Source organism: Synechococcus sp. NB0720_010, assembly GCF_023078835.1.
In the GTDB taxonomy this organism is placed as follows: domain Bacteria; phylum Cyanobacteriota; class Cyanobacteriia; order PCC-6307; family Cyanobiaceae; genus Vulcanococcus.
The window spans coordinates 458,722-479,469 of record NZ_CP090898.1; the positions used below are offsets into that span (position 1 = coordinate 458,722).

29 protein-coding genes and 1 pseudogene are annotated in these 20,748 nt (G+C 65.7%); 23 read left to right on the forward strand and 7 right to left on the reverse strand.

Annotation, left to right across the window (positions count from 1 at the left end):
• Positions 1 to 4: 4 nt before the first annotated feature.
• Positions 5 to 181: a hypothetical protein gene (locus tag LY254_RS02500; RefSeq protein ID WP_010317350.1), complete on the reverse strand. Its 177-nt coding sequence runs from the start codon at positions 179 to 181 to the stop codon at positions 5 to 7.
• 141 nt (positions 182 to 322) lie between these two features.
• Here LY254_RS02500 and LY254_RS02505 point away from each other — a divergent pair, with 141 nt between their 5' ends.
• A complete protein-coding gene (locus LY254_RS02505) occupies positions 323 to 535 on the forward strand; it encodes a hypothetical protein (RefSeq protein ID WP_247478698.1) in 213 nt (70 codons plus the stop codon).
• Here the strand turns inward: LY254_RS02505 and LY254_RS02510 are convergent, their stop codons facing one another.
• Both LY254_RS02510 and LY254_RS02515 read right to left on the reverse strand, forming a co-directional pair.
• Positions 536 to 886, reverse strand: a complete 351-nt coding sequence (locus LY254_RS02510) for a DUF1651 domain-containing protein (RefSeq protein ID WP_010317363.1) — start codon at positions 884 to 886, stop codon at positions 536 to 538.
• 40 nt (positions 887 to 926) lie between these two features.
• Positions 927 to 1,460: a hypothetical protein gene (locus LY254_RS02515; RefSeq protein ID WP_247478699.1), complete on the reverse strand. Its 534-nt coding sequence runs from the start codon at positions 1,458 to 1,460 to the stop codon at positions 927 to 929.
• Positions 1,461 to 1,666: 206 nt separating this feature from the next.
• Between LY254_RS02515 and LY254_RS02520 the strand changes: the two genes are divergently transcribed.
• Together LY254_RS02520 and LY254_RS02525 are read left to right on the forward strand one after the other, a co-directional pair.
• Entirely contained in the window at positions 1,667 to 2,059 is a 393-nt protein-coding gene (locus tag LY254_RS02520) for a phosphoribosyltransferase (protein WP_247478701.1), read from the forward strand.
• Positions 2,052 to 2,534: a nucleoside 2-deoxyribosyltransferase gene (locus tag LY254_RS02525; protein WP_247478703.1), complete on the forward strand. Its 483-nt coding sequence runs from the start codon at positions 2,052 to 2,054 to the stop codon at positions 2,532 to 2,534. Before LY254_RS02520 ends, LY254_RS02525 begins: the two co-directional genes overlap by 8 nt.
• Here LY254_RS02525 and LY254_RS02530 read toward each other — a convergent pair.
• Positions 2,520 to 2,720, reverse strand: a complete 201-nt coding sequence (locus LY254_RS02530; protein WP_010317371.1) for a hypothetical protein — start codon at positions 2,718 to 2,720, stop codon at positions 2,520 to 2,522. The two genes, LY254_RS02525 and LY254_RS02530, sit on opposite strands and share 15 nt — an antisense overlap.
• A 106-nt stretch (positions 2,721 to 2,826) precedes the next feature.
• Here LY254_RS02530 and LY254_RS12960 point away from each other — a divergent pair, with 106 nt between their 5' ends.
• The 6 genes from LY254_RS12960 (at position 2,827) to LY254_RS02555 (ending at position 6,401) form a co-directional block, all read left to right on the forward strand.
• Positions 2,827 to 2,955 carry a hypothetical protein gene (locus LY254_RS12960; protein WP_256463395.1) on the forward strand — a complete coding sequence of 43 codons (129 nt, stop codon included), beginning with the start codon at positions 2,827 to 2,829 and terminating at the stop codon, positions 2,953 to 2,955.
• Between the two features lie 67 nt (positions 2,956 to 3,022).
• The gene (locus LY254_RS02535) at positions 3,023 to 3,193 is read left to right on the forward strand and encodes a hypothetical protein (protein WP_247478704.1); all 171 of its coding nucleotides are present in this window, start codon (positions 3,023 to 3,025) and stop codon (positions 3,191 to 3,193) included.
• A 90-nt stretch (positions 3,194 to 3,283) separates the two neighbouring features.
• Positions 3,284 to 3,724, forward strand: a complete 441-nt coding sequence (locus LY254_RS02540; RefSeq protein ID WP_247478705.1) for a gamma-glutamylcyclotransferase — start codon at positions 3,284 to 3,286, stop codon at positions 3,722 to 3,724.
• Positions 3,725 to 3,727: 3 nt separating this feature from the next.
• Positions 3,728 to 4,306, forward strand: a complete 579-nt coding sequence (locus tag LY254_RS02545; RefSeq protein WP_010317379.1) for a glutathione S-transferase family protein — start codon at positions 3,728 to 3,730, stop codon at positions 4,304 to 4,306.
• Positions 4,303 to 4,953, forward strand: a complete 651-nt coding sequence (gene pdeM, locus LY254_RS02550; RefSeq protein ID WP_247478706.1) for a ligase-associated DNA damage response endonuclease PdeM — start codon at positions 4,303 to 4,305, stop codon at positions 4,951 to 4,953. Before LY254_RS02545 ends, pdeM begins: the two co-directional genes overlap by 4 nt.
• A 122-nt stretch (positions 4,954 to 5,075) precedes the next feature.
• Positions 5,076 to 6,401: a hypothetical protein gene (locus tag LY254_RS02555; protein ID WP_371820495.1), complete on the forward strand. Its 1,326-nt coding sequence runs from the start codon at positions 5,076 to 5,078 to the stop codon at positions 6,399 to 6,401.
• Between the two features lie 3 nt (positions 6,402 to 6,404).
• Here the strand turns inward: LY254_RS02555 and LY254_RS02560 are convergent, their stop codons facing one another.
• The gene (locus LY254_RS02560; protein ID WP_010317385.1) at positions 6,405 to 6,869 is read right to left on the reverse strand and encodes a CBS domain-containing protein; all 465 of its coding nucleotides are present in this window, start codon (positions 6,867 to 6,869) and stop codon (positions 6,405 to 6,407) included.
• A gap of 76 nt (positions 6,870 to 6,945) precedes the next feature.
• Here LY254_RS02560 and LY254_RS02565 point away from each other — a divergent pair, with 76 nt between their 5' ends.
• Entirely contained in the window at positions 6,946 to 7,482 is a 537-nt protein-coding gene (locus LY254_RS02565; protein WP_247478708.1) for a CDP-alcohol phosphatidyltransferase family protein, read from the forward strand.
• Here the strand turns inward: LY254_RS02565 and LY254_RS02570 are convergent.
• Positions 7,451 to 8,371 carry an NAD-dependent epimerase/dehydratase family protein gene (locus tag LY254_RS02570; RefSeq protein WP_247478709.1) on the reverse strand — a complete coding sequence of 307 codons (921 nt, stop codon included), beginning with the start codon at positions 8,369 to 8,371 and terminating at the stop codon, positions 7,451 to 7,453. The two genes, LY254_RS02565 and LY254_RS02570, sit on opposite strands and share 32 nt — an antisense overlap.
• 87 nt (positions 8,372 to 8,458) lie before the next feature.
• On the opposite strand from LY254_RS02570, the gene LY254_RS02575 reads away from it, so the two are divergent.
• From LY254_RS02575 to fumC, 7 genes and pseudogenes are all read left to right on the forward strand, one after another.
• The gene (locus LY254_RS02575) at positions 8,459 to 9,154 is read left to right on the forward strand and encodes a Coq4 family protein (protein WP_010317394.1); all 696 of its coding nucleotides are present in this window, start codon (positions 8,459 to 8,461) and stop codon (positions 9,152 to 9,154) included.
• Positions 9,151 to 9,291 (forward strand): annotated as a pseudogene (locus LY254_RS02580) (TIGR02450 family Trp-rich protein); the annotation flags it as partial. The gene LY254_RS02575 and the pseudogene LY254_RS02580, both read left to right, overlap by 4 nt.
• A gap of 81 nt (positions 9,292 to 9,372) precedes the next feature.
• Positions 9,373 to 10,146, forward strand: a complete 774-nt coding sequence (gene hisA / locus LY254_RS02585) for a 1-(5-phosphoribosyl)-5-[(5-phosphoribosylamino)methylideneamino]imidazole-4-carboxamide isomerase (protein ID WP_029626338.1) — start codon at positions 9,373 to 9,375, stop codon at positions 10,144 to 10,146.
• A gap of 103 nt (positions 10,147 to 10,249) precedes the next feature.
• On the forward strand, positions 10,250 to 10,609 hold the full coding sequence (locus LY254_RS02590; RefSeq protein WP_083797938.1) for a transcriptional repressor: 360 nt from the start codon (positions 10,250 to 10,252) through the stop codon (positions 10,607 to 10,609).
• Between the two features lie 80 nt (positions 10,610 to 10,689).
• On the forward strand, positions 10,690 to 12,303 hold the full coding sequence (locus LY254_RS02595; RefSeq protein ID WP_247478711.1) for a DUF3685 domain-containing protein: 1,614 nt from the start codon (positions 10,690 to 10,692) through the stop codon (positions 12,301 to 12,303).
• Between the two features lie 40 nt (positions 12,304 to 12,343).
• Complete coding sequence (locus LY254_RS02600; protein WP_247478713.1) at positions 12,344 to 12,910, forward strand: thylakoid membrane photosystem I accumulation factor; 567 nt, start codon at positions 12,344 to 12,346, stop codon at positions 12,908 to 12,910.
• Entirely contained in the window at positions 12,907 to 14,283 is a 1,377-nt protein-coding gene (gene fumC / locus LY254_RS02605; protein WP_247478715.1) for a class II fumarate hydratase, read from the forward strand. The genes LY254_RS02600 and fumC overlap by 4 nt, the downstream gene beginning before the upstream one ends.
• Here fumC and LY254_RS02610 read toward each other — a convergent pair.
• A complete protein-coding gene (locus LY254_RS02610; protein ID WP_247478717.1) occupies positions 14,280 to 15,692 on the reverse strand; it encodes a PhoH family protein in 1,413 nt (470 codons plus the stop codon). The two genes, fumC and LY254_RS02610, sit on opposite strands and share 4 nt — an antisense overlap.
• 85 nt (positions 15,693 to 15,777) lie before the next feature.
• Here LY254_RS02610 and LY254_RS02615 point away from each other — a divergent pair, with 85 nt between their 5' ends.
• From LY254_RS02615 to proB, 6 genes are read left to right on the forward strand one after another with little or no spacing between them, the layout of a single operon-like run.
• Positions 15,778 to 16,959, forward strand: a complete 1,182-nt coding sequence (locus tag LY254_RS02615) for a F420-0:Gamma-glutamyl ligase (protein ID WP_247478719.1) — start codon at positions 15,778 to 15,780, stop codon at positions 16,957 to 16,959.
• Positions 16,960 to 17,000: 41 nt separating this feature from the next.
• On the forward strand, positions 17,001 to 18,032 hold the full coding sequence (locus tag LY254_RS02620; protein WP_247478720.1) for a hypothetical protein: 1,032 nt from the start codon (positions 17,001 to 17,003) through the stop codon (positions 18,030 to 18,032).
• Positions 18,032 to 18,535, forward strand: coding sequence for a Holliday junction resolvase RuvX (ruvX, locus tag LY254_RS02625; protein WP_247478721.1), 504 nt, complete (start codon positions 18,032 to 18,034; stop codon positions 18,533 to 18,535). The genes LY254_RS02620 and ruvX overlap by 1 nt, the downstream gene beginning before the upstream one ends.
• Positions 18,532 to 19,101, forward strand: a complete 570-nt coding sequence (locus LY254_RS02630) for a DUF3727 domain-containing protein (RefSeq protein ID WP_010317427.1) — start codon at positions 18,532 to 18,534, stop codon at positions 19,099 to 19,101. The genes ruvX and LY254_RS02630 overlap by 4 nt, the downstream gene beginning before the upstream one ends.
• Positions 19,102 to 19,105: 4 nt before the next feature.
• Complete coding sequence (locus LY254_RS02635) at positions 19,106 to 19,627, forward strand: YqeG family HAD IIIA-type phosphatase (RefSeq protein ID WP_247478722.1); 522 nt, start codon at positions 19,106 to 19,108, stop codon at positions 19,625 to 19,627.
• An 8-nt stretch (positions 19,628 to 19,635) separates the two neighbouring features.
• A complete protein-coding gene (gene proB, locus LY254_RS02640) occupies positions 19,636 to 20,703 on the forward strand; it encodes a glutamate 5-kinase (protein ID WP_371820496.1) in 1,068 nt (355 codons plus the stop codon).
• The last annotated feature ends 45 nt before the right edge of the window (positions 20,704 to 20,748 follow it).

Sequence of the window (20,748 nt, forward strand, 5' to 3'; positions counted from 1 at the left end):
GAACTCAGTAGCCGTAGCGCAGTCTGCGGACTTCCACTTCAAGGCGAACCATCTCCCGGCGTGCCTTCGAGGCGCAATGGGGGCTCTGATCCAGGGCCTCGTTGTAGCGATAGATCGCCTGGATGTAGTGCTGCTCCAAATCCCGCAGCTGGCCATCGCCAATCGCCCGCTTTCGCACCATTCCCCTGAAAAAACGTCCCTCTCTGGCTCTAGCAACGGCAGCCGGGCCTGACACAGCCGGAGCAGGATGAGCATCAGAACTCATTGCCCCAGGGCTGGGATGGCGCAATAACAAGGCTGGTTCACAAAGGTGCGCATGTCGGTGTCACGCAATCGATCAGCCGCTCGGCACACCCTTGAGCAGCAGATCCAAGCCGAGGCCCTCTCCTCTTGCGATGGCTTTGAACCACTGAGCCCCAGGCCCTGCGCCGCCGCCATGGCCCGCCCTTCGGCCGCCCAGAGCGGGTTTGGCCAGTGGTGGTCGCTGCTGGTGCGTTGGTGGAAGGGGCTCAAACAGCGCTTCGTCCCGGCCTGATCACCACTGGGCTGGCACCTGAGTCCATCCCTGTCGCAGCAGGTTCTGCCAGAGGCGCACCGCGTTGTAGCGGAGCATTCGGCTGTTGTGAAACGCCTGGATCTGGCCATCGCTGGCCAAGTCGGCATTGACCACCTCACACCACTGGGCGTGGGCCGTCGGGTCGATCGTGGTGATCCGAACCACCTTGCTGCCGCAGGCCGAGCGCAACCAACCTGAACCGGCCCTGCCCTGACGCTTCTGCTCGCGTTTCTCCTGGGCCGCCACCGTCACGACAAAGTCCCGCGGCGATCGAGAGTAGGTGTTCTCACCGATGGTGCAGCTCTGGGCGTGACGCTTCGATGCCCCCACGCAGAGAAGAGAACAGGCCCCCTTGAATCGGGGGTCTTTTTTATGGCGTCGTCGTCCAGCGGCGGCAGATCTTGGCCACCAGCACCTCTCGGGGGTCCTGGGAGTTCAGTTGTCCTTGGCTGATCTTGAACTGCGCCAGGTTCTCGGCCACCCCAGGGATCGAGTCGCGCACGCAATAGGCCGTCACCACCGGGAGTGTCCGACGCGCCCCGTTGGGACCCTCCACGATTGGAGCGAAGCGGGCCACGCGGTAGAGCACGCCGTGCTCCTTCTCGCTCTGGATCAGTGCCTCAGCGGCAGCCAGACGCGCCTGGTCCCCCTCCAGGTCCTTCTGCCAGAAGTCAACGGGGATGCCGTCGCGTTCATTGAAGTCGACGTTTTTCTTGGCCCAGGCGATCTCGGCCTTTAACGACTCGAGATTCACCCGCTGCGCAATGCGTCGGTCCTCCAGTTGAACGCTGGCCTCCTCCACCAACAGCCGTTGACCGGAGCTGGTCTTCACCACCAGATCAGAACCGTCATCTCCGCTCTGGCACCCCACCAGGAGCAGCGCCAACAACAGCAGCAGGCGCATCGGGCCCCATCCATCGTCCTTCCCTTGTAGCGGCTGGCATGAAGATTCAGCGGGAATCAGAACCGACGGTCGCAAACCCTGCAAGCTGAGCGGATGAGCCTCACGCACTGCCCCCTCTGCATCGGCCTGGCCGTTCTCTCGATTGGCCGTGCCGCAGCCCATCTCAGTGGGCTATGGCTCATGCTCAGGGGACCAGACACAGCCGCATGCGCACCCTCAGCTGGGCTGACCTTGACCGGGCCCTAGACGCCACGCTGGAGAAGTTTGAGTCGTCGTCTTGGACGGGGGTCTACGGGGTTCCGCGCGGTGGACTGGTCCTGGCGGTCTGCCTGAGCCATCGCCTGGGCCTACCGCTACTGGATCAGCCAGAGGCGGGTTGCCTGGTGGTCGACGACATCTATGAAACCGGGCGCACTGTTGAGCCCTTCCGAAGCCGCACGGACATCACCACCTTGGTCTGGATCAGCAAGGTGGAACCGCAGTGGTGGAGCGCCCTCGAGGTGAACGACTCGAGCGAATGGGTGCTCTTCCCCTGGGAGAACGCAGCAGCAGCCAGAGCCGATGAACAGCAGTACCGCGCCTCACGCTCCCATGGCTAAACCAACCCTCTATCTGGCCTCGCCCTACGGCTTCTCGGCCCATTGGCGCTCGCGCTTGCTGCCTGACTTTGTCGAGGCCCTTGAGCAGCTAGGGATCGAGGTCTGGGAGCCGTTCACGCGAAATGGTCAGGTGGATCTCGCGCAGCCGGGCTGGGCCTGGCGCGTCGCCCAGGCGGATCTGCAGGACGTGCGTGATGCCGACGCCCTCCTCGCCATCGTCAACGGCACGCCTCCCGATGAAGGCGTGATGCTGGAACTCGGTGCCGCGATTGCCCTCGGGAAACCTGTTTTTCTTTACCGCGATGACTTCCGGCGCTGCAGCGACTCCGAGGACTATCCCCTGAATCTGATGGCCTTCAGCGGCTTGCCCCAGGAAGGCTGGCAGGACTGGCTCTATGGATCGATCGAGGAGCTCAAGGCCCCGAGTAAAGCGCTCATGCAATGGCTCAGGGGCTGGGCGTCAGGCGAGATCTGAGGAAGCGCCAGCGTCTTTGGCCCTTTGGGCGGCACGCATCGCCACCTCGACGGGGATCGTCCCGTTGGCCTCGAGTCCGCTCAGCTGCTGAACCATCTGACGCCGCTGTTCAGGGGTGAGCTTCAACAGATCGGCGAGGACATTGGGGTTGATGCGTCCCAGTCGCTCCCGAGCCAGCCCATCCATCAGCACCGTTCAATCCAGGCATGCCCTCCTAAGCGAAAGACCAAAAAAGCGAACAGCTTTTTCGGCACGCGTCAGCTCACCCAAACAGAGCGCGACAATGCGGCCCATGAACAACCACCGACCCCTCTCGGCTCTGTTTTTGGCCCTGGTCCTCGCCGTGGTGCCCCTCTCAGCGGCCCTGTTGATCCACGGACACGCGAATTTTCAAGCCGTCTTCAGCAATGCTTTCGGATAAGAACTTTTGGGTTTGAGTCCACCCGCGAAATCCCTAGCTACCGCCTGAATAGAGACGGTGGCGCCCAATGTTCTTTTACGAGCTGAACGTCACGCTCCCCCAGCGCATCCTGAGGGTTCCACTGCAGGCAGAGACCCAAGAGCAGGCTTGGCATCTCAGCCGCGACCTCTTCCCTGATCACGACCTGAAGTTGGTGCCTCGGCAGCGGAAGTGTGACCCTGAGTTCTGGGCGATCTAGGGGGCGTCCGATCAGGACTTCTCGAGACGACGCACGATTAAAGCCATCGCACCCAAGGAGCCAGCCAAGGCAATCAGCAACGCAATCGTCATGGGTGGGACCAACGGGGCTCCTGATTATGTCGGCCTGGTGTTCGTCTACGGGACGCTGAAGCGTGGCGAGCGCTCCCATGGCCTTCTGGGCGATGCCGCGTTCGAAGGAACGGCGCTCCTCAGTGGTCTGGAGCTCTACAACCTTGGGCCCTTCCCGATGGCGATCTGCAATCCCCAGGCCAGTCGCCCCATCAGCGGTGAGCTCTACAGCATCACGGCCCAGGAACTGCAGGCGCTGGATCGATTCGAGGGAGCACCCCGGCTCTACCGGCGGGAGCTGCGCCGCCTGACCGATGGTCGCGAGGCCTGGGTCTATCTCGGCAAGCCGCGGCAGGTGCGATTCGCTCCAGTCCTGAGCAACGGTTGCTGGAGCGGATCAAATCACAACCAACCGACGCCTCTGTCTGCAGCTTCTACGCTCAGGCCGGTTTCCAGCTGATCCATGGCCCTCACCCTGTTCGGCGGCGCCCGCAGCCGCGCCTCCATGCCGCGCTGGTACATGGAAGAACGGGGAATCCCCTACACCTGGCAGCTCCTGGACATGGAGGCCGGGGAGCACCGCCAAGAGCCCTTCACAGCCATCAACCCCTTCGCCAAGGTGCCGGCGCTGGTGGATGAGGATCCCAGCCTGCCCGGCGGGCGACTGCAGCTATTTGAAAGTGGCGCAATCCTCCTCTATCTAGCGGAGCGTTTTGGGGGCGAATGCCAGACCGCCGCGGAGCGGGGCCTGGCTCAGCAGTGGGTGCTCTTTGCCAACGCCACCCTGGCCACGGCCCTGTTTGTCCCCTCCAACCGGGAGCGGGAGTTCCCCCGGCTGATGGAAGTGCTCGATCGCAAGCTCGCTAGCGGTCCCCTGATGGGCGGCGACTGGGGCGTCGCCGATTGCGCCGTGAACGCCTACCTGGCCTACCTGCCGATCTTCTTCCCACAGATTGATCTGAGCCCCTACCCGCAGGTTCAAGCCACGATTGCCGCGACCCAACAACGGGCGGCCTACCAACGGGTCATGGGCCAGCGTTGAGCTCCAACGAAACCCTGACCTGGGGCAATAGCCGCCTGGAGTTGCTGCCCCAACGGGCCGCCTGGGATCCAGAGCTCCAGGTCCTGCTGCTGGCCGATCTCCATCTCGGCAAGGCCGAGAGCTTTCAGGCGCAGGGGATCCCCTTGCCCAGCGATGGGGATCAGGGGAATCTCAATCGGCTGCTGGAGCTCACGGCCTCGCTTCACCCGCAGCAGGTGCTGGTCCTCGGGGACCTGATCCATAGCCAGCTGGGACTGACCCCTGAACTCCAGGAGAAGCTCGCAGCTCTTCCCGAACTGATGGGGTGCGAGCTGGTCCTGGTCGGAGGGAATCACGATCGCGGCGCCGTCTTTCCCTCGCTGCAGGCCCAACCATCCCTGCAACGAGGCGCCTGGTGGCTGAGCCACGAACCGGAGACGCCTCCGGAGCCTGAGCTGCTCAACATCTGCGGCCACGTGCACCCCGTGGCGGTCCTCGGACAAGGCTCTGATCGGCTGCGGTTGCCCTGTTTTGGCTTGGATTTCAGCCAGCAACGCCTGCTGCTGCCCGCCTTCGGCGAACTCACGGGCGGCCATCCAGCTCCACTGAAGATGCAGCGCTGGGTCATTGCCGAAGACCGGGTTCTGAAACTGCCGGGCGCGAACTAAGCGGTCCCTAGATTGCTGATCTCTGGTCCCTTCATCTGGACACCGCTTCAGCGCCACCGACGAAACAGAAGCGCCCCCATTGGCGACGCAAGCGCTGGATCCCCCTTTGGCTTCCAGCCGGTGTGTTTGCGTTTTTTGTCGCCATCGCGCCGCCCTTGCCCGAGGGCGAGCCGGCCAGAACGGGTTCCTCACGCTTGAGTGCGGTCGGCGGCCAGGCCGAACCCTTCCGCTACCTGCCCGACCAGGACGTCTACGCCCTCGACTTCGACCCGCGCAAGGTCCGCATTGATCTGCTCGAGGGCTGGGACCGGGAGCAGGACGCCTACAACGACTCCTCCGCCCTGGCCTACGTCTCCGGGCCGATGTACGAGCGGCATGTCAACAGCCTGGGCCGGGAGATCACGGTTCCGCTAGGGGACCTGAAGTTGGGAGATCAGGTCTGGAGAGGCCGAAACCGAACCGCCGCCCGCCAACGGGCCTTTGTGGGGATTCGCCACGACGGCGGTGCTGATTTCGGCTTTGGCGAACTCACATCCGAGCGGGCCGCTCAGTACGACACCTTCATCGGTGGACTGCACAGCCTCTACAACGATCTTCTGGATCCCCCGCCTGAATACCGCGGCGCCTACAGCGTTTCGATGGGGCAGCAAATCCGCTATTACCTGCCGCGGATTCGGATGGTCATCGGCCTGCGCAGCGATGGTCGCCTCGAGGTGCTCATGAGCCGCGATGGCCTGACCCTCGAGCAAACCAAAAGCCTGGCCCGCCAGCGCGGTTTCAAGGCGGCCTACCTGCCCGATCACGCCTCCAAAAGCCGCCTGATCATTCCAGGGGTCAAAGGATTCACCGAAGCCGATGCGAACTGGATCAGCGGTGGAGCCACCAGCTTTGTCCACGTCCCCTACCTGCTGCGACTGAGCCCCCGCGCCATCCCCCTGCGGGGCAATCTGCTGGCCAGCCTCACGCCGCGCCTGGGACAACGGGATTGCAGCAACCCGCTGCAATGCGGCCAGAGCTTCGGTGCGCAGCTGGCCGACCGCGCCCTCGCCGGGCTGAACCGCCTGATGGAACAGGGGGTCGAGCCGGTGGCGCGCTTGATCTGGTCGCCCGCACCCCTGGCCAAACCGCCCGGCAGCGCCAAGCGCGCGCCGCTGCGTGAACCGCCGATCACGGCCGATCCCCTAGCCCTCAGGGAACTTCAGGAGAGCGCAGCCAACAGCACGCTCGAGAAAGAACTCACGCCTGAAGCCCCCGACCTACCGCCACCCCTGGTGCTGCTGGATGGGCAGCCCTTGCCCCAGGAACCGGAGTTCTTAAACGGGGATGCCGATGCCCTCGCGCCTGCTGAAGTGATGCCCCCGGGGGACTTCCCCCTCGGGGCACCAACTCCACCGCCGCTGCTCCCCCCTCGGCCGCTGCCACCGGTGCTGGCGCCGCCGCCGCTCTAGGGATCAGGCCGAGGCCAACGCCCGCACGACATCGCCTCGGGTCAAGACCCCGACCGGGCGCCGCTGCTCATCGAGCACAAACAGCCGCTGCGTGCCCTTTTCATGCAGCAAGCGGGCCGCCTCCGGCAGCAGGGTGTCGCCACTGCAGGTGTGGGGGGCCTGGCTCATCACCTCGCCAACGCTGTTGCCGAGCACCTGATGCACCTGCTTGTCCCACTGCAGCGGGTTGCGCAGATAGATCACGGCGTCGAGGAGCATCACGTAAGGGCCGGCATCAAAGCCGCTCTCACGCACCATCAGGTCCTGCTCGGTCAGCTCGCCCACCAGCGCCCCGGCGGCATCCACGACGGGCAGACCACTGATGTGGTGATCGCTCATCACCTGCACCGCGTTCTGGAGGGGCGTCTCGCGACCAACGCTGCGAATGGGCGTGGTCATCACTTCGGAGACCCGGCGTTCAACGACCATGACTGCGCTGCGGATGCCGTCATTGTGGCCGCTCCGTCAGGCGGAAGAATGAACCGCAACGCTTGGTCGGAAAGCCATGCCGAACTCCAGCCTTAGCCGGCAGCTTGCCGATGGCCTGACCATCGCCCGCGCCGTCATCGGTCTGCCCCTGATCCTGGCGCTGGTCCAGGGCAACGGCTGGTTGGCCTGGTGGTTGCTGCTGCTCGGGGGCCTCAGCGATGCCGCCGACGGCTGGCTGGCCAGACGCGCCGGGGGCGGCTCGGTCTGGGGGGCCCGTCTGGACCCACTCACCGACAAGATCCTGATCCTGGCCCCCCTGCTCTGGCTTGGCGCTGCAGGCTCCCTGCCGCTCTGGGCGATCTGGCTCCTGCTCGCCCGTGAACTGCTGATCTCCGGCTGGCGCGCTGAGCAAGGGAGCGGAGGACCTGCCTCCTGGGGAGGCAAGGCCAAAACCATCCTTCAATTCGCCGCCCTCTTACTGCTGCTCTGGCCCGGTGGGGGAGCAGCCCCGCTCCAGTTGTTGGGTTTCTGGTTGTTCTGGCCCTCCCTGGCGCTGGCCCTGAGCTCAGCCTGGGGCTACATCACAGCGCCAGCAGCTGATCGTCGGAGCTGAAATCAGGGCTGGTGGGCATCCGCTTGGCGTAGTCGTTGCTGTAGCTGTCTGCGAGGGAGCGCTCGACGTCGTACTGGGGTGTCCAGGCCAGCTCGCGCTGGACCCGATGGATATCGGTCAGGAAATGGGCCATCCGCAGGGGGAAGGCCTTGCGGGCCTTTTTGTCCAGACTGCTGGGATCAAAGCTGCGGATCTCAACGGAGGCCGGATCCTTGCCGCACGCACGCGCGGCCGCCTCCACCAGACCGCGGAAGCTGATGCCCTGAACACTCGAGCAGTTGTAGATCCGATTTGCTGCGGCATCGACGCCAATGCTCAGGGCCATCGCCGTGGCGAGGTCGTTGACATGGCCCAACTGGGTGATCGTGCTGCCGTCGCCGGGAAGGGGCACCGGACGGCCATGGACGATCCGATCGAAGAACCAGCTCTCGACTGGGTTGTAATTGCCCGCACCAACGATGTAGGTGGGCCGGAAGCTGGTGAAGGGGATCTTCTCGGCCGTCAGCCAGGCCTCGGTGTCGAGCTTGCCGCTGTGACGGCTCTGGGGATCGGTCGGGGAGTTCTCGGTCAAGGGCCAGAGGGCACTGTCCGCATAGACACCGGCGGAGCTGACGTAGACGAAGCGATGGCTCGGGGCCCCCGTCACCTCCACAACCGAGCGGCTGTCCGCCACGGTGCGGCCGGAACTATCGACGATCACATCAAATTGACGACCGGCCAGAGCCGATAGGCCCTCAGCCGTACCGCGGTCGCCACAGAGGTGCTCGACGCCAGCGGGAACCGGGTTCTTGCCGCGGGTGAACAGGGTGAGTGCATGGCCCGCGTCCTGAAGCTGTTGCACCAGGGGACGGCCCACAAAACGGGTTCCGCCCATCACCAGGATCTTCATCGCAGCAGCCCACAGGTCTGACCATTCAAAACGCTGGGCACGTCCTTGAAGCCCTCTGCAAACTGAGGGTTCTGACGGGCAAAGGCCATGGGCCGCTTCAACGAGGTTCTGCGCTCCCTCAACAACCTCAAGTTGCTGGCCGCCGTGGGCCGCAGTGGCGGTGAGCTGAGCAACATCGCCGATCTGGTGGACAACTTCCTTGGCAGCCCCCAGATGGAGGACTGCATCAGGCGCTTCCGCGCACTTCCCGGAGGGGCCGCACTGATGGACGGGCGCTACCCGCCGCTGCAACCACAGATCGAGGCGCTCGAAGCACTACCGGCCGGAAGCCTGGGACGGGAGTACGCCCGCTTGATTCGCCAGCTGGGCTACGACCCGGAATTCTTTCGGCCCAGGCCGATCGAGAGCGACGGCCAATGGCTGACGCAACGTATTGCGACCACCCACGACATCCACCACGTCATCAGCGGCTTTGGCACCGAACGGGCAGGGGAGACAGGGGTGCTGGCGATCACGGCGGCGCAGATCGGCTTTCCCGCCTATGTCCTGCTCACCAGCGCCAGCCAACTGGCGAACTTCCGCTTCAAGCTCGAGGAGTTCGAAAGCATCAGCGCCGCCGCCGCCCATGGCTCGGCCATCGCTCACCAGGCCCAGTGCCTGGCCATCGCCCGCTGGGAGGAAGGCTGGGAGAAACCCATCAACCAGTGGCGCCAGGAACTGGGAATCCAGGATCCTGCAGACAACGCCCCCTACGGCCTGGCCCTGCAGCTCTGCCAGGGATGAAGTGGCCGCAGCAGTGGACCGCCCAGGCCAACGTCCTTGGTCAGACGCGGGGCTATCGCCACTTTCGTGTTCTCGGGGAGTCCGGCAAGGGGAAGGAGCGACGACTGGCGCTTGAAGCCGTACTGAATCGGGCGTTCCGCCTCGAGGTACCGCTGGTGCAACTGCGGGATCGCGGCCTCTGGCAGCCTGGCTGGCAGTCCTTGAGCCGACCGGCCTCCATGCAGATCATCCCCGCCATCGACCTGCTGGATGGCCATTGCGTTCGGCTGCATCAGGGTGATTACGGCCAGGTCACCCGCTTCAACGATGACCCGGTGGCGCAGGCCCTCGATTGGCAGCGGCAGGGGGCGCAACGGCTGCACCTGGTCGATCTCGATGGGGCCAAAACCGGTCAACCGGTCAATGACCAGGCGGTCAAGGCCATCACCTCAGCCCTCTCGATTCCCGTCCAGTTGGGCGGCGGTGTCCGCAGTGCCGAGCGGGCCGAGGAACTGCTGCAGTGCGGCCTCGATCGGGTGATCCTCGGCACCGTGGCGATCGAAAAGCCTGAGCTGGTCAAAGAACTCGCCAGCCGTCACCCGGGCAAGGTCGTGGTGGGAATCGATGCCAAAGACGGCCTAGTGGCCACCCGTGGCTGGATCGAAACCAGCACCGTCCAAGCCACCGAATTGGCCAAGAGTTTTGATGGCAGCGGCGTCGCCGCGATCATCAGCACCGACATCGCCACCGATGGGACCTTGGCCGGGCCGAACATCGACGCCCTGCGCGCCATGGCCGAGGCCAGCAGTATCCCAGTGATTGCCTCGGGCGGGATCGGAACCCTCGAGGACATCCTCTCGCTGCTCTCCATTGCCCCCCTGGGGGTGAGCGGCGTCATCGTCGGCCGCGCGCTCTATGACGGCACGGTGGATCTTGCCGAAGCCCTACAGGCCATCGGTCCAGAGCGGCTCCAAGACGCACTCAATCCGCCTACGGGTTCTATAACGGTGTAAGAGACCTTTTTGGGTCGTGGCTGGTTCCTCAGCACCCAACAACGCATCGGCCGGCGGGACCCACGGGGTGGATCTCGCCTATTCCCGCTGCAAAGACCTGGGAATGCGGCTCTCACGCCAGCGTCGGATGGTGCTCGAGCTGCTCTGGGACGAGCGGGATCACCTCAGTGCCCGCGACATCTTTGAGCGGCTCAACGCCAAGGGCCGCAACATCGGCCACACCTCCGTCTACCAAAACCTTGAAGCGCTCCAAAGCGCAGGGGTGATCGAGTGTCTTGATCGCGCCAATGGACGGCTCTACGGCTACCGCAGCGATCCCCACAGCCACATCACCTGCCTCGAGTCCGGTGCCATCCAGGATCTGGATGTGGAATTACCCGCCGATCTGCTCGATCGCATTGAAGAGCAAACCGGCTATCGGATTGAGAGCTACACGCTCAATCTCAGCGGACGGCGGCGCTAAGTGCGCCAGAGCCTTGAGCAGCACTGGAAACTGCGTCAATCCCCGTTAACTTGAGTGCCATTAAGGCTCAACCCTGATCCGTGCCCGAGGCGAAGGACGCACCTCCGATCCTGATCCTGGCGGAGCCCCTGATTCAGGCGGGCCTGGAGCGGTTGCTGGAGGAGTCGTTCCAGCTCAAATCCGCCAGCGACCCAGACAAGGGAGCCATCGCCCTGGTGATCTGGAGCATCAGTACTGGCATGCCTGCGGCCACGCTGGAGCGAGAACTCGCCCAGCTGCGCGATCGCTGGCACCCGGCACCGCTGCTGCTGCTCCTACCGGCGGAATCCGACCTACCCAGCAGCTGGCTGCTGCAGTTGCCAGCTGAAGGTCTGCTGCAACAGGCGGAGCCCCAGGAGATCCGCGCCGCAGTTGACACCCTGCTGACGGGCGGACGGGTGGTGGAACTGCGGCCGCTGCGCGGGATCGAGCAACCCGAGCAGAGCCGGGAGGCGCTGGGCCTTGGCCAGTGGCTGCTGCGCAGTGGCCTGGCTCAAATCGAAGCGGAAGCCCTGCGCTGCCGCCGCTGGCTCGACCTCCAGCCGGTGGGCCTGAACGCCCTGCTGTTGGCGGGTCGGCTGCGGGAACTGGCCCTGGCCAAACGGCTGCTGCTTTGGCTCTGGGGGCCGATCAGCATGGCCTTCCCGTCTGAGGCTCCGCTGCAGCGCCCGGAGCCTCAGGCTGTCGTTGGCATCACCCTGCGGGAGCGCACGGCCATCGGGGTCTGGGAGGCCATCCAAGAGCGGTTGATCACGGCCGCCTCCACCGGTCTCAGCAACCAAAGCGGTCAGCTGATGGCCCTGGAGGGACTGAACACAGACCACCGCCGCGATCTGCTGCTCGCCCTGCTGGCCCAGTTCGACCTCCTGATCACCCGCTTCCGCCACGAGCAGCTGCGCGGTGTCGCTCTGGAAGAGCGTTGGCTAGGGCAGCAACCGGAATTGCGTCGCCTCTCCATGCGGGCCATGGCCGGTGAATACGTCCAACTACCGCTTGAGGGGGGCCTGCTTCCCGTCGCCCAGAGCCTGAGTGAGGCCAGTGACCTCACCGCGGTGGATCCAGAACTCCCGGCTGCCCTGCCGATGCTCGCGGCCCTGGTCTGCGCCCAACCGATCCTGGTGGACGGCCGCCTGTTGGCCCCCGATGAACCCCAGGCGCTGCTCCACTTGGAGGCACTGATCAGCAACTGGCTGATTCGCACGGCGGAACTGATCAGCGCAGAAATCCTCGCCAGCTGCAGCACCTGGCCTGATCTGCGCCGCTACCTACTGCGCAGTGATCTCCTGCCCACACGGAACCTGGAGCGACTGCGCAACCAGCTGAACTCCCAGCAACGCTGGGACAGCCTGTTTGAGAGGCCCGTCCAGCTCTACGAAAGCCGCCGCTTGCTCTATGGACTCAAGCAAGGCGCCATCGTTCCAATCGAGCACATGGAACCCCGGGACCGGGAGTTGCAGCAGCTCAGCTGGGGCCAGCAACTGATCACCCTCGTGCTGGAGGGTCGCGATGCCCTCGCCCCCCAGGTCCAGGCCCTGTTCAGGCGACTCGGGGATCTGGTGGTGGTGGTGCTGACCCAGGTCATTGGTCGGGCCATTGGCCTGGTCGGCCGCGGAATCCTCCAGGGCATGGGCCGCAGCATCGGCCGCGGTTCCTGACCTGCTGAAGGCCACAATGGCCGCAGCTTTCCCTGCGTTGATGCCCCGCACCCTGGCCCGGCTGCTGAAGCCCCTTGCAGCGCTGGCCCTCTGCTTGGTTCTGGTGCTGGGCCTCGCCGCACCAAGCCAGGCCGCGCGGGACACCAACAGCTACGACGGCAATATCTATGCGCTCTACGCGGGCAACGGCTCCCTGGTGCCGCCGCGAAGCACCCTCTCGCAGGCCTTGGAGGAGCACCGGGTGATCATCCTGGGCTTCTTCCTCGATGACAGCGCCGCCAGCAAGCAGTACGCCGTCGTCTTCAACGAACTGCAGCGCCTCTGGGGCCGCAGCGCTGAGTTGATCCTGCTGCAGACCGACCCGCTGCAGAACCGCGAGACCCACGGCGCCATTGACCCCGCCAGCTATTGGAAGGGCCAAATCCCCCAGGTCGTGGTTCTCGACCGCGAGGGCAAGGTGATCCTCGATGAGAGCGGGCCGGTGAGCATCGATGCCATTAACGAAGCGCTCAGCGGCATCACCGGGCTCCGTCCCCAGGGTGATACGAAGCTCAGCCTCAACCGCGAGGTCAACGAACTCAACAGCGAAATCGTCGCCGCCCCATGAGTCAGCGCCAAGAGACCGACAGCCTCGGGGTCATCGCCGTTCCCGCGGAGCACTACTGGGGCGCCCAGACCCAGCGCTCCATAGGGAACTTCCCCTTCGGCCAGCGCATGCCCCTGGCGATCGTGCATGCCTTCGGTCAGCTGAAGGCGGCCTGCGCGGAGGCGAATCGCGATCTCGGCAAGCTGGATGCGGCCCTCTGCAGCGCCATCGTGACCGCCGCCGAGCAGGTGGCCGCCGGTGATCTGGACCAGGAGTTCCCGCTGAAGGTCTGGCAGACCGGTTCGGGCACCCAGAGCAACATGAACGCCAACGAGGTGATCGCCAACAAGGCGATCGAGGCCCTCGGCGGTGAACTGGGCAGCAAGAGCCCGGTGCACCCCAACGACCACGTCAACCTCAGCCAATCGAGCAACGACACCTTCCCTGCGGCGATGCACATCGCCGTGGTGATCGAACTGGAGCAACGTCTCCTGCCCGCGGTTGAGGGCCTGGCGGCGGCCCTGCAAGCCAAGGCCACGGCCTACGCCGATCTGATCAAGATCGGCCGCACCCATCTCCAAGATGCAGTGCCCCTGAGCCTGGGCCAGGAATTCAGCGGCTACGTCGCCCAGCTGCAGCTGGCGATTGAAGCCATCCGCCAGAACCTGCCGCGGGTGCGGGAGCTGGCCATTGGTGGCACGGCCGTGGGCACCGGCCTCAATGCCCCGAAGGGCTTTGGCGAGGCGGTCGCGGCGCGGCTCACGGAGCGCCTTGGAACCGCCTTCAGCAGCGCCCCCAACAAGTTCCAGGCCTTGGCGGGCCATGAGGCCCTGGCCTCAAGCCATGGCGCCCTGACGGTGCTGGCGGGCTCATTGATGAAGATCGCCAATGACATCCGCTGGCTCGGCAGCGGACCACGCTGCGGCCTCGGGGAACTGGTCCTGCCGGAAAACGAGCCGGGGAGCTCGATCATGCCGGGCAAGGTCAACCCCACCCAGTGCGAGAGCCTGACGATGGTGGCCGCCCAGGTGATGGGCAACAACACCGCCGTTCAGATCGGTGCCAGCCAGGGCAACTTTGAGCTGAACGTCTTCAAGCCCCTGATCGCCCACAACGTGCTCGAGAGCATCGAGCTGCTGGCGGGCGGCTGCACCAGCTTCCGCGAGCACTGCATCGAGGGCCTCAAGGCCAATGAACAGCGCATCGAACGGCTGCTGAATCAGAGCCTGATGCTCGTGACGGCCCTGACCCCCGCCATCGGCTACGACCGCGCCAGCGGCATTGCCAAACATGCCCACAACCACGGGCTGAGCCTCAAGGAAGCCGCCCTGGTCCTTGGCGAGATCAGCGCCGAAGAATTCGATCAGTGGGTGCGCCCGGAGGCGATGGTCTAAAGCAGGTTCGCCGCTAGCTCCGCCAGTTCGCTGCGCTCGCCGCGGATCAGGGTGATGTGGCCGGCGAGCGGCTGCCCTTTGAAGCGCTCCACCAGCCAGGTCAGGCCATTGCTCTCGGCATCCACATAGGGATTGTCGATCTGATACGGGTCACCGGTGAAGACAATCTTGGTGCCCTCGCCCACGCGGGTGACGATCGTTTTGACCTCGTGGGGGGTGAGGTTCTGGGCCTCATCCACCACCATGTACTGGCGGGGAATCGAGCGACCGCGGATGTAGCTGATCGCCTCCACCTCCAGGAGCCCCATCCCCTTGAGGTCCGTCCAGTTGCTGCGGGGGGCACGATTGGTGCCAGCACGATTCGCAGGCCCCGAGGCGCCCTTGGCACCCGAACGGCCCTCCTCTTCTGGGCTATTGCCGAGCAGGAAATCAAGGTTGTCGATGATCGGCTGCATCCAGGGGCCCATCTTTTCCTCGAGGCTGCCGGGCAGAAAGCCGATCTCTTTGCCCAGCGAGATCACCGGCCGGGTCACCAGCAGACGTTCATAGAGCTGTTCATCCGCCACCTGGTGCAGTCCCGCCGCCAGGGCCAGCAGGGTTTTCCCCGTCCCGGCCTTACCCACCAGGGTCAGGAGTTGCACCGAGGGATCCAGCAGCAGATCCAAGGCAAAGGTCTGCTCGCGGTTGCGGGGCGAGACCTTGCCCAGTCGGGCCCGCGTGCTGCGCTGCAGGGGCACCAGCCGCTGATGCTGGGCATCAAAACGCGCGAGCAGCGTGTGATTGGGTTGGGCCTGATCCACCAAGGTGACCCCCTCATTGGCCTGAAGGTCGGCCCCTTCAGCGGAGGGAAGCTCCGTGAGCGGCAGCCCCCCCTCGCTCTTGAGGGTGTCCATCGCCGTTGCACTGGCCGATAGCTCACTGACCCCGGCGTAGAGGTCAGCGATGTCGACCTTGTCAGTTGTGTAGTCCTGAGCGGTCAGGCCGACGGCATCGGCCTTGATCCGCAGGTTGGTGTCCTTGGTGACCAGCACCACCGGGGGTTGATCGGCAATCAAGCCGGAGCGGAGCTGCTCCAGCGCCACCGCCAGGATGTTGTTGTCACCGCTGCCGCCCTTGAGCTCCGGCGGCAACTGGGCCAGGGTCTCGCTGCGGCAGAAGACCACCTGCAGCGTGCCGCCACTGCCCTCATCAATCGGCACGCCATCCGCCAGGTTTCCCTTCTCCCGCAGGGCATCGAGCAGGCGCGAGATCTGGCGGGCATTGCGCCCCTTCTCGGAGGGGTCCTTCTTGAAGCGATCGATCTCCTCGACCACCTCAATCGGGATCACCACCGCGTTGTCTTCAAAGCGTGTGAGGGCCTGGGGGTCATGCAGCAACACATTCGTATCGAGAACGAAGGTCTTGCGCATCAGGGCTCACCACCGCAATGCCGAAACGCTAAGCGGGTTTTTCTTCCGCACCACCTACGCTCCCGCAGAACGCAAAGCTCCGCCGTTGGCCGCCCTGTTTGCTGTTGTCCTGATCGCCGCCCTGGTCTTTGGGTTGGCGTTGCTCTGGCTGGAGCTGCGCCATCGCCTCCGGCCCGCCTCACCCCTGCGGCTCAGCAGCAGCGGTTGGAAGGTGCAACGGGTCTCCGACAGCCAATGGCAGGTCAAGGGAACCCTGAGCATCCGCAACCCACACCGGCGGATGGAGGTCTTTGTTCCCGAGATTGAACTCAAACCCACCCTGCTGGGACGCGCGGACCTCTCTGGGGTCAACGTGCGCTGCAGCCTGAGCCCGCAGCACCCCGATGAGGAGGCCCGCGCCGATGGCTACTGGTTCGCCTACATCGTCAAAGGGCGCAAGACCACCCAAGCCGAAGCGCTGATCACGCTTGAGGCCCCAGCCGGCAGCGACCTGCGCAACCTGCTGGACACCCTCTGGCTGGAGATCCTCTGGATCAACTACGGCCCCTTCGGCCGGCTGCAACAACGCGATGGGGTGCTGATTCCCCTGCGCCGTCCGGCCCCAGCGCAGAGCTCCAGCGCCACCTGGCGCCAGGGTGATCGCTGCAGCGTGTTGCCGATTCGCACCCATCTGCTCGGAACCCTCGACGATCCCGCCGAGGTCCTGCAGCACTACGCCGGCGCCGTGCTGCAGCCCGGGGATGTCCTGACCATCGGCGAGACCCCGCTGGCGGTCATGCAGGGCCGCTACAACCACCCGGCCAACCTGCAGCCCTCCAGCCTGGCCCGTCTGCTCTGCCGGGTCTTCCACCCCACCAGCTCCCTGGCCACCGCCTGCGGCCTACAGACCCTGATCGACAACGTCGGTCCGGCGCGCGTGCTCTGTGCCTGGCTCGCCGGCACCGCCCTCAAGCTCGTGGGCTCCAAGGGTTGGTTCTATCGGCTGGCCGGTGAACAGGCCCGCCTGATCGACGACGTCACCGGCACCACCCCGCCCTACGACCAGACCATCGTCCTGGGTCCGGTTCAAAGCAGCGAGGTCTGCCGCCAACTGGCCTCCGAGCTCGGCGTCGCCGTCGCCGTTGTGGATGTCAACGACCTCGGTCGGGTCAAGGTGCTGGCCTCCAGCCCCGGCTGCGATGAGGAGCTGCTGGAGCGGGCCCTCAAGCCCAACCCCGCCGGCAACGCCAACGAGCGCACCCCACTGGTGCTGGTTCGCCCGAACTAGCAATCGCCCATACCATTGAAGGAGGCCCCTTCGGCGCCGCCGTGTCCTCAGCTGCTCAACCAAGTCTTCAGGTGAAGCCGCTGCGGGGATGGCAGCTGCCTTTTCTGCAGGAAGCCTGCTTCAGCGATCTCCTGCCTCTGCTGCAGCGATCCCTGCTGTTGCAGGGGCCCGAGCGGCTGCTGCAACGCCTCGCCCCGCGACCGGCCCTGGCCTCGGAGACCTTCGTGGCCTTCCGCGACCCCCAGACCCCCCTAGGACTGGTTGTCAGTCAACGGCTGAACCGTAGCGGCAGCTGCTGGCAGATCCAACACCTGCGCAGCAGTGAGGCCAGCCTGGAGGCCGGAGAAGCCGGACGCATGGCGATAGAGGCCGCCCTGGTGCGCGCCGCCATCCAGGGCAGTCCGAGCGCCGCCAGTTGGATCGCCACCAGCCCCAGCACCGACAGCAATCGCTTGGGGCTCCTGCGGCAACAGGGCTTCCAGCAACTCCGCCACGAAACCCTCTGGCGCTGGGAACCGCCCCAGAAACCGCTCGATCGCGCCCTGCCCTCGGACTTGCAGCTGCTGCCGCTCAATCGGCGGAGCGCCATGGCGATGTGGCAACTCGAGCAGGCCGCCCTGCCGGCCCAGTTGCGGCAACTGCTTGATCGCCGCGTGGACGATCTGCTCGATCAAAGCGAACAGCCCAGCTGGATGCTGATGGACACCAGTCGCCAGCAGGCGGTGGCCGGGGTCCGGCGGCTGCGCCCCGGCAGCAGAGAGATCCCAGAACTGGAGCTGAGCCTCCACCCCGGCTGGCAGCACCTGCTGGGGCAACCCCTGCACCTGCTGCTGGAGCAGAGCGCCCAGGGCCTCGGTGAAGTGCTGATCCGCAGTGATGTCCTCAAGCACGAGCACAACCAATGGCTGCAAAGCCTGGGGATGGCGCCCGAAGGGGAAGAGGTGGTGATGGCCCGCAGCGTCTGGCGCCGCCATGCCCCGCAAACCAGCCAAGGGGTCAGCCGCAAGCTGGAGGCGGTCCTTGGCCAGCTGCAGCCGGGTCAGAAGCCAATCCCAACGCCCCTCGAGCGCTGATGGCCGCCCCCGCACCCCGCTCGGTGCTCTCCCTGGATGTCGGCCGGAAACGCATCGGCCTGGCCGGCTGTGACCCCCTGGGCCTGACGGTCAAACCCCTTCCGGCGCTGCACCGGGGCCGCTATCCCGCGGACCTGCAGCAGCTCCAGGCCTTGGTGCGGGAACGGCGGATCCTGGCCCTGGTGGTGGGACTCCCACTAGATGCCCAGCAACAACCCACTGCCCAAGCGGAGCACTGCCGCCGCTACGGCGAACGCCTAGCCCGGGACCTGGCCCTCCCCCTGGCCTTTGTCAATGAATACGCCAGCAGCTGGGATGCCGGGGAGCGCTTTGGGCTGCGGGGGGACCGCAGCGGCGCCCTCGATAGCGCCGCCGCCGCCCTGCTGCTCGAGCAGTGGCTCCAGGAGGGGCCGGAGCCGGCAGCGGTCAGCAAGGCGACCCCAGCCCATGGCCTGGAGTCCGATGCCCAGGCATCCTTAGGCCATCTCCCCCATGCGCCATGAGCACTGACGGCCCCAGCATCAACGGCACCGGTGATGTCCCGACCGTGCTGGTGCGGGACCAGAGCGGGCGCCAGCTGCTCTGCTTCCTTGAGCAACTGATTCCCCTGGACGGCAAGGACTACGCCCTGCTGACCCCCGTCGATACCCCGGTCTGCCTGGTGCAGATCGCCGAAAACGAGAACGGCGAAGACGAGGTCATCGAAGAGCTCAGCCATGCCGAGCCGATCCTCTCGGTGGCCGATGTGGTACTGCAGGAGCACGACCTGACCCTCGTGCGCTCCGCTGTCACCCTGACCGTCAGCGGGGACCTGGAAGAACCCGATCCCGAGGAGTACGACGAGGACGAGCTCGACGGCGATGAGGACGATGAGACCGACCTCTACGAAATGCTGATCCAGTTCCGGGCCGAGGACAAGGAATACGGCCTGTTCATCCCCCTGGATCCCTTCTTTGTCGTGGCCCGCATGGAAAACGGCGAGGGCGTGCTGGTGGAGGGCGAAGAGTTCGAACGTGTTCAGCCCCGGATCGAGGCAGAACTCGAGGACCGCGAGCTCGGTGACGACTGATTCGGTGACCCGCCTTTCCGTCTCCGAACTGCTGCAGCCCAATCTGGTGGCGGCTGGAACCCTGGTGGACCTTCCCCTGCATGGCCTCCTGGCCCAGGGGATCAGGGCCCTGGTGCTGGATGTGGACCGGACCCTGCTGCCCCACCGGGGCTCCAGCCTCCCCGAACCGATGGAGGCCTGGCTGAAACGGGCGCAGGAGACCGTGCCGCTGCACCTCTTCAGCAACAACCCCTCCCGGGCCCGCATTGGCGGCGTCGCCGAGCGTCTGGGCGTGGACTTCACCACCAGCGCCGGTAAGCCGCGGCGCTCCCCCCTGCGGCGGGTCTTGCAACAGCTCGATCTCCCCGCCGCCCAGGTCGCGATGGTCGGCGATCGGGTGTTCACCGATGTGCTGGCCGGCAACCGACTCGGGATGTACACCGTGCTGGTCAAACCGATTGACGCCACCGGTCAGCCCTGCCGCCATGACCACTGGCAGCGCTTTGAGGTGAAGTTGGCCCAACTGGCTGGAGCGGAGCTCTCCTGACGATGGGGATGCGCCGGGTTATCAAAGTCGGCACCAGTGTTCTGCGGGGCTCCGGTAGCCGCGGAACCGAGCAGGTGATCAACGACCTAGCCGCCAGCCTCTGCGGCCTCTGGCAACGGGAGGAGCCCGTGGTGCTCGTGACCAGTGGCGCCGTTGGCCTGGGTTGCCAGGCCCTGCAACTGGGCGAGCGACCGACGGAGCTGGAGGGTCTTCAGGCCTCAGCCGCCGTGGGCCAGGGGCGACTGATGACCCTCTACGACCAGGCCTTTGCCGCCCGCGGGCGCTGCGTCGCCCAGGTGCTGCTGACCCGCGCCGATCTGGCCTCCAGGCGCCGCTACCAGAACGCCTGCCGCACCCTGGAGCAGTTGCTCAGCTGGGGCGTCACCCCCGTGATCAACGAGAACGACACCCTGGCGACCGATGAGCTGCGCTTTGGCGATAACGACACCCTCTCCGCCCTGGCGGCGGTGGCGATCCAGGCCGATGAGCTGGTCCTGCTGACCGACATCGACAGCCTCTACTCCGGCGATCCCCGCAGCGATGCCGGCGCCAAGCCAATCCCTGAGGTCAAGTCCCTAGCCGAGATCGAGGCCTTGGCCGGGGTGGCCAAAGGCGGGGGCCGCTGGGGCACCGGCGGGATGACCACCAAGCTCTCGGCCGCGCGCATCGCCACCGCCAGCGGCATTCAGGTGCGCCTGGCCGATGGCCGCGATCCCGCTGTGCTGGAAGCCGTCTTGGCCGGCGAACAACTGGGGACGCTGTTCCGCCCCAGTGAGACCCCCCTGAGCAGCCGCAAGGGTTGGCTGGCCCATGCCCTGCTGCCCAAGGGCAGCATCACCGTGGATGCAGGAGCGGAGCGTGCGCTGCTGGAGCAGGGAGCCTCGCTGCTGGCCGTCGGGGTCCGCAGCGTGGACGGCTCCTTTGGCCGGCGTGAGGCCGTGCGGGTTCTGGGCGAGGACGGGCGGGAGCTCGCCCGGGGCCTCAGCGCCCTAGCGAGCGATGAATTGGAGGGGGATCAGGGCCAGAGCGGAGTGGTCATTCATCGGGATCACCTCGTCGTCATCGCCTCAAGCTGAGACCTGAGAAATCGGCCTACCATCCGCAGCACATCCCCCCGCCGC

Bases quoted from the DNA above. Each gene is read 5' to 3' on its own strand.
- LY254_RS02610 (WP_247478717.1), bottom strand. From the start codon at position 15,692: ATGCGCAAGACCTTCGTTCTCGATACGAATGTGTTGCTGCATGACCCC.
- LY254_RS02540 (WP_247478705.1), top strand. From the start codon at position 3,284: ATGGGTGGGACCAACGGGGCTCCTGATTATGTCGGCCTGGTGTTCGTC.
- hisA (WP_029626338.1), top strand. From the start codon at position 9,373: ATGCAGATCATCCCCGCCATCGACCTGCTGGATGGCCATTGCGTTCGG.
- LY254_RS02575 (WP_010317394.1), top strand. From the start codon at position 8,459: ATGGGCCGCTTCAACGAGGTTCTGCGCTCCCTCAACAACCTCAAGTTG.
- LY254_RS02530 (WP_010317371.1), bottom strand. From the start codon at position 2,720: ATGGATGGGCTGGCTCGGGAGCGACTGGGACGCATCAACCCCAATGTC.
- LY254_RS02535 (WP_247478704.1), top strand. From the start codon at position 3,023: ATGTTCTTTTACGAGCTGAACGTCACGCTCCCCCAGCGCATCCTGAGG.
- LY254_RS02500 (WP_010317350.1), bottom strand. From the start codon at position 181: ATGGTGCGAAAGCGGGCGATTGGCGATGGCCAGCTGCGGGATTTGGAG.
- LY254_RS02570 (WP_247478709.1), bottom strand. From the start codon at position 8,371: ATGAAGATCCTGGTGATGGGCGGAACCCGTTTTGTGGGCCGTCCCCTG.
- LY254_RS02560 (WP_010317385.1), bottom strand. From the start codon at position 6,869: ATGGTCGTTGAACGCCGGGTCTCCGAAGTGATGACCACGCCCATTCGC.
- LY254_RS02520 (WP_247478701.1), top strand. From the start codon at position 1,667: ATGCGCACCCTCAGCTGGGCTGACCTTGACCGGGCCCTAGACGCCACG.
- fumC (WP_247478715.1), top strand. From the start codon at position 12,907: ATGAGTCAGCGCCAAGAGACCGACAGCCTCGGGGTCATCGCCGTTCCC.
- LY254_RS02600 (WP_247478713.1), top strand. From the start codon at position 12,344: ATGCCCCGCACCCTGGCCCGGCTGCTGAAGCCCCTTGCAGCGCTGGCC.
- LY254_RS02515 (WP_247478699.1), bottom strand. From the start codon at position 1,460: ATGCGCCTGCTGCTGTTGTTGGCGCTGCTCCTGGTGGGGTGCCAGAGC.
- proB (WP_371820496.1), top strand. From the start codon at position 19,636: ATGCGCCGGGTTATCAAAGTCGGCACCAGTGTTCTGCGGGGCTCCGGT.
- LY254_RS02590 (WP_083797938.1), top strand. From the start codon at position 10,250: ATGCGGCTCTCACGCCAGCGTCGGATGGTGCTCGAGCTGCTCTGGGAC.
- LY254_RS02630 (WP_010317427.1), top strand. From the start codon at position 18,532: ATGAGCACTGACGGCCCCAGCATCAACGGCACCGGTGATGTCCCGACC.
- LY254_RS12960 (WP_256463395.1), top strand. From the start codon at position 2,827: ATGAACAACCACCGACCCCTCTCGGCTCTGTTTTTGGCCCTGGTCCTC.
- LY254_RS02545 (WP_010317379.1), top strand. From the start codon at position 3,728: ATGGCCCTCACCCTGTTCGGCGGCGCCCGCAGCCGCGCCTCCATGCCG.
- LY254_RS02565 (WP_247478708.1), top strand. From the start codon at position 6,946: ATGCCGAACTCCAGCCTTAGCCGGCAGCTTGCCGATGGCCTGACCATC.
- ruvX (WP_247478721.1), top strand. From the start codon at position 18,032: ATGGCCGCCCCCGCACCCCGCTCGGTGCTCTCCCTGGATGTCGGCCGG.
- LY254_RS02525 (WP_247478703.1), top strand. From the start codon at position 2,052: ATGGCTAAACCAACCCTCTATCTGGCCTCGCCCTACGGCTTCTCGGCC.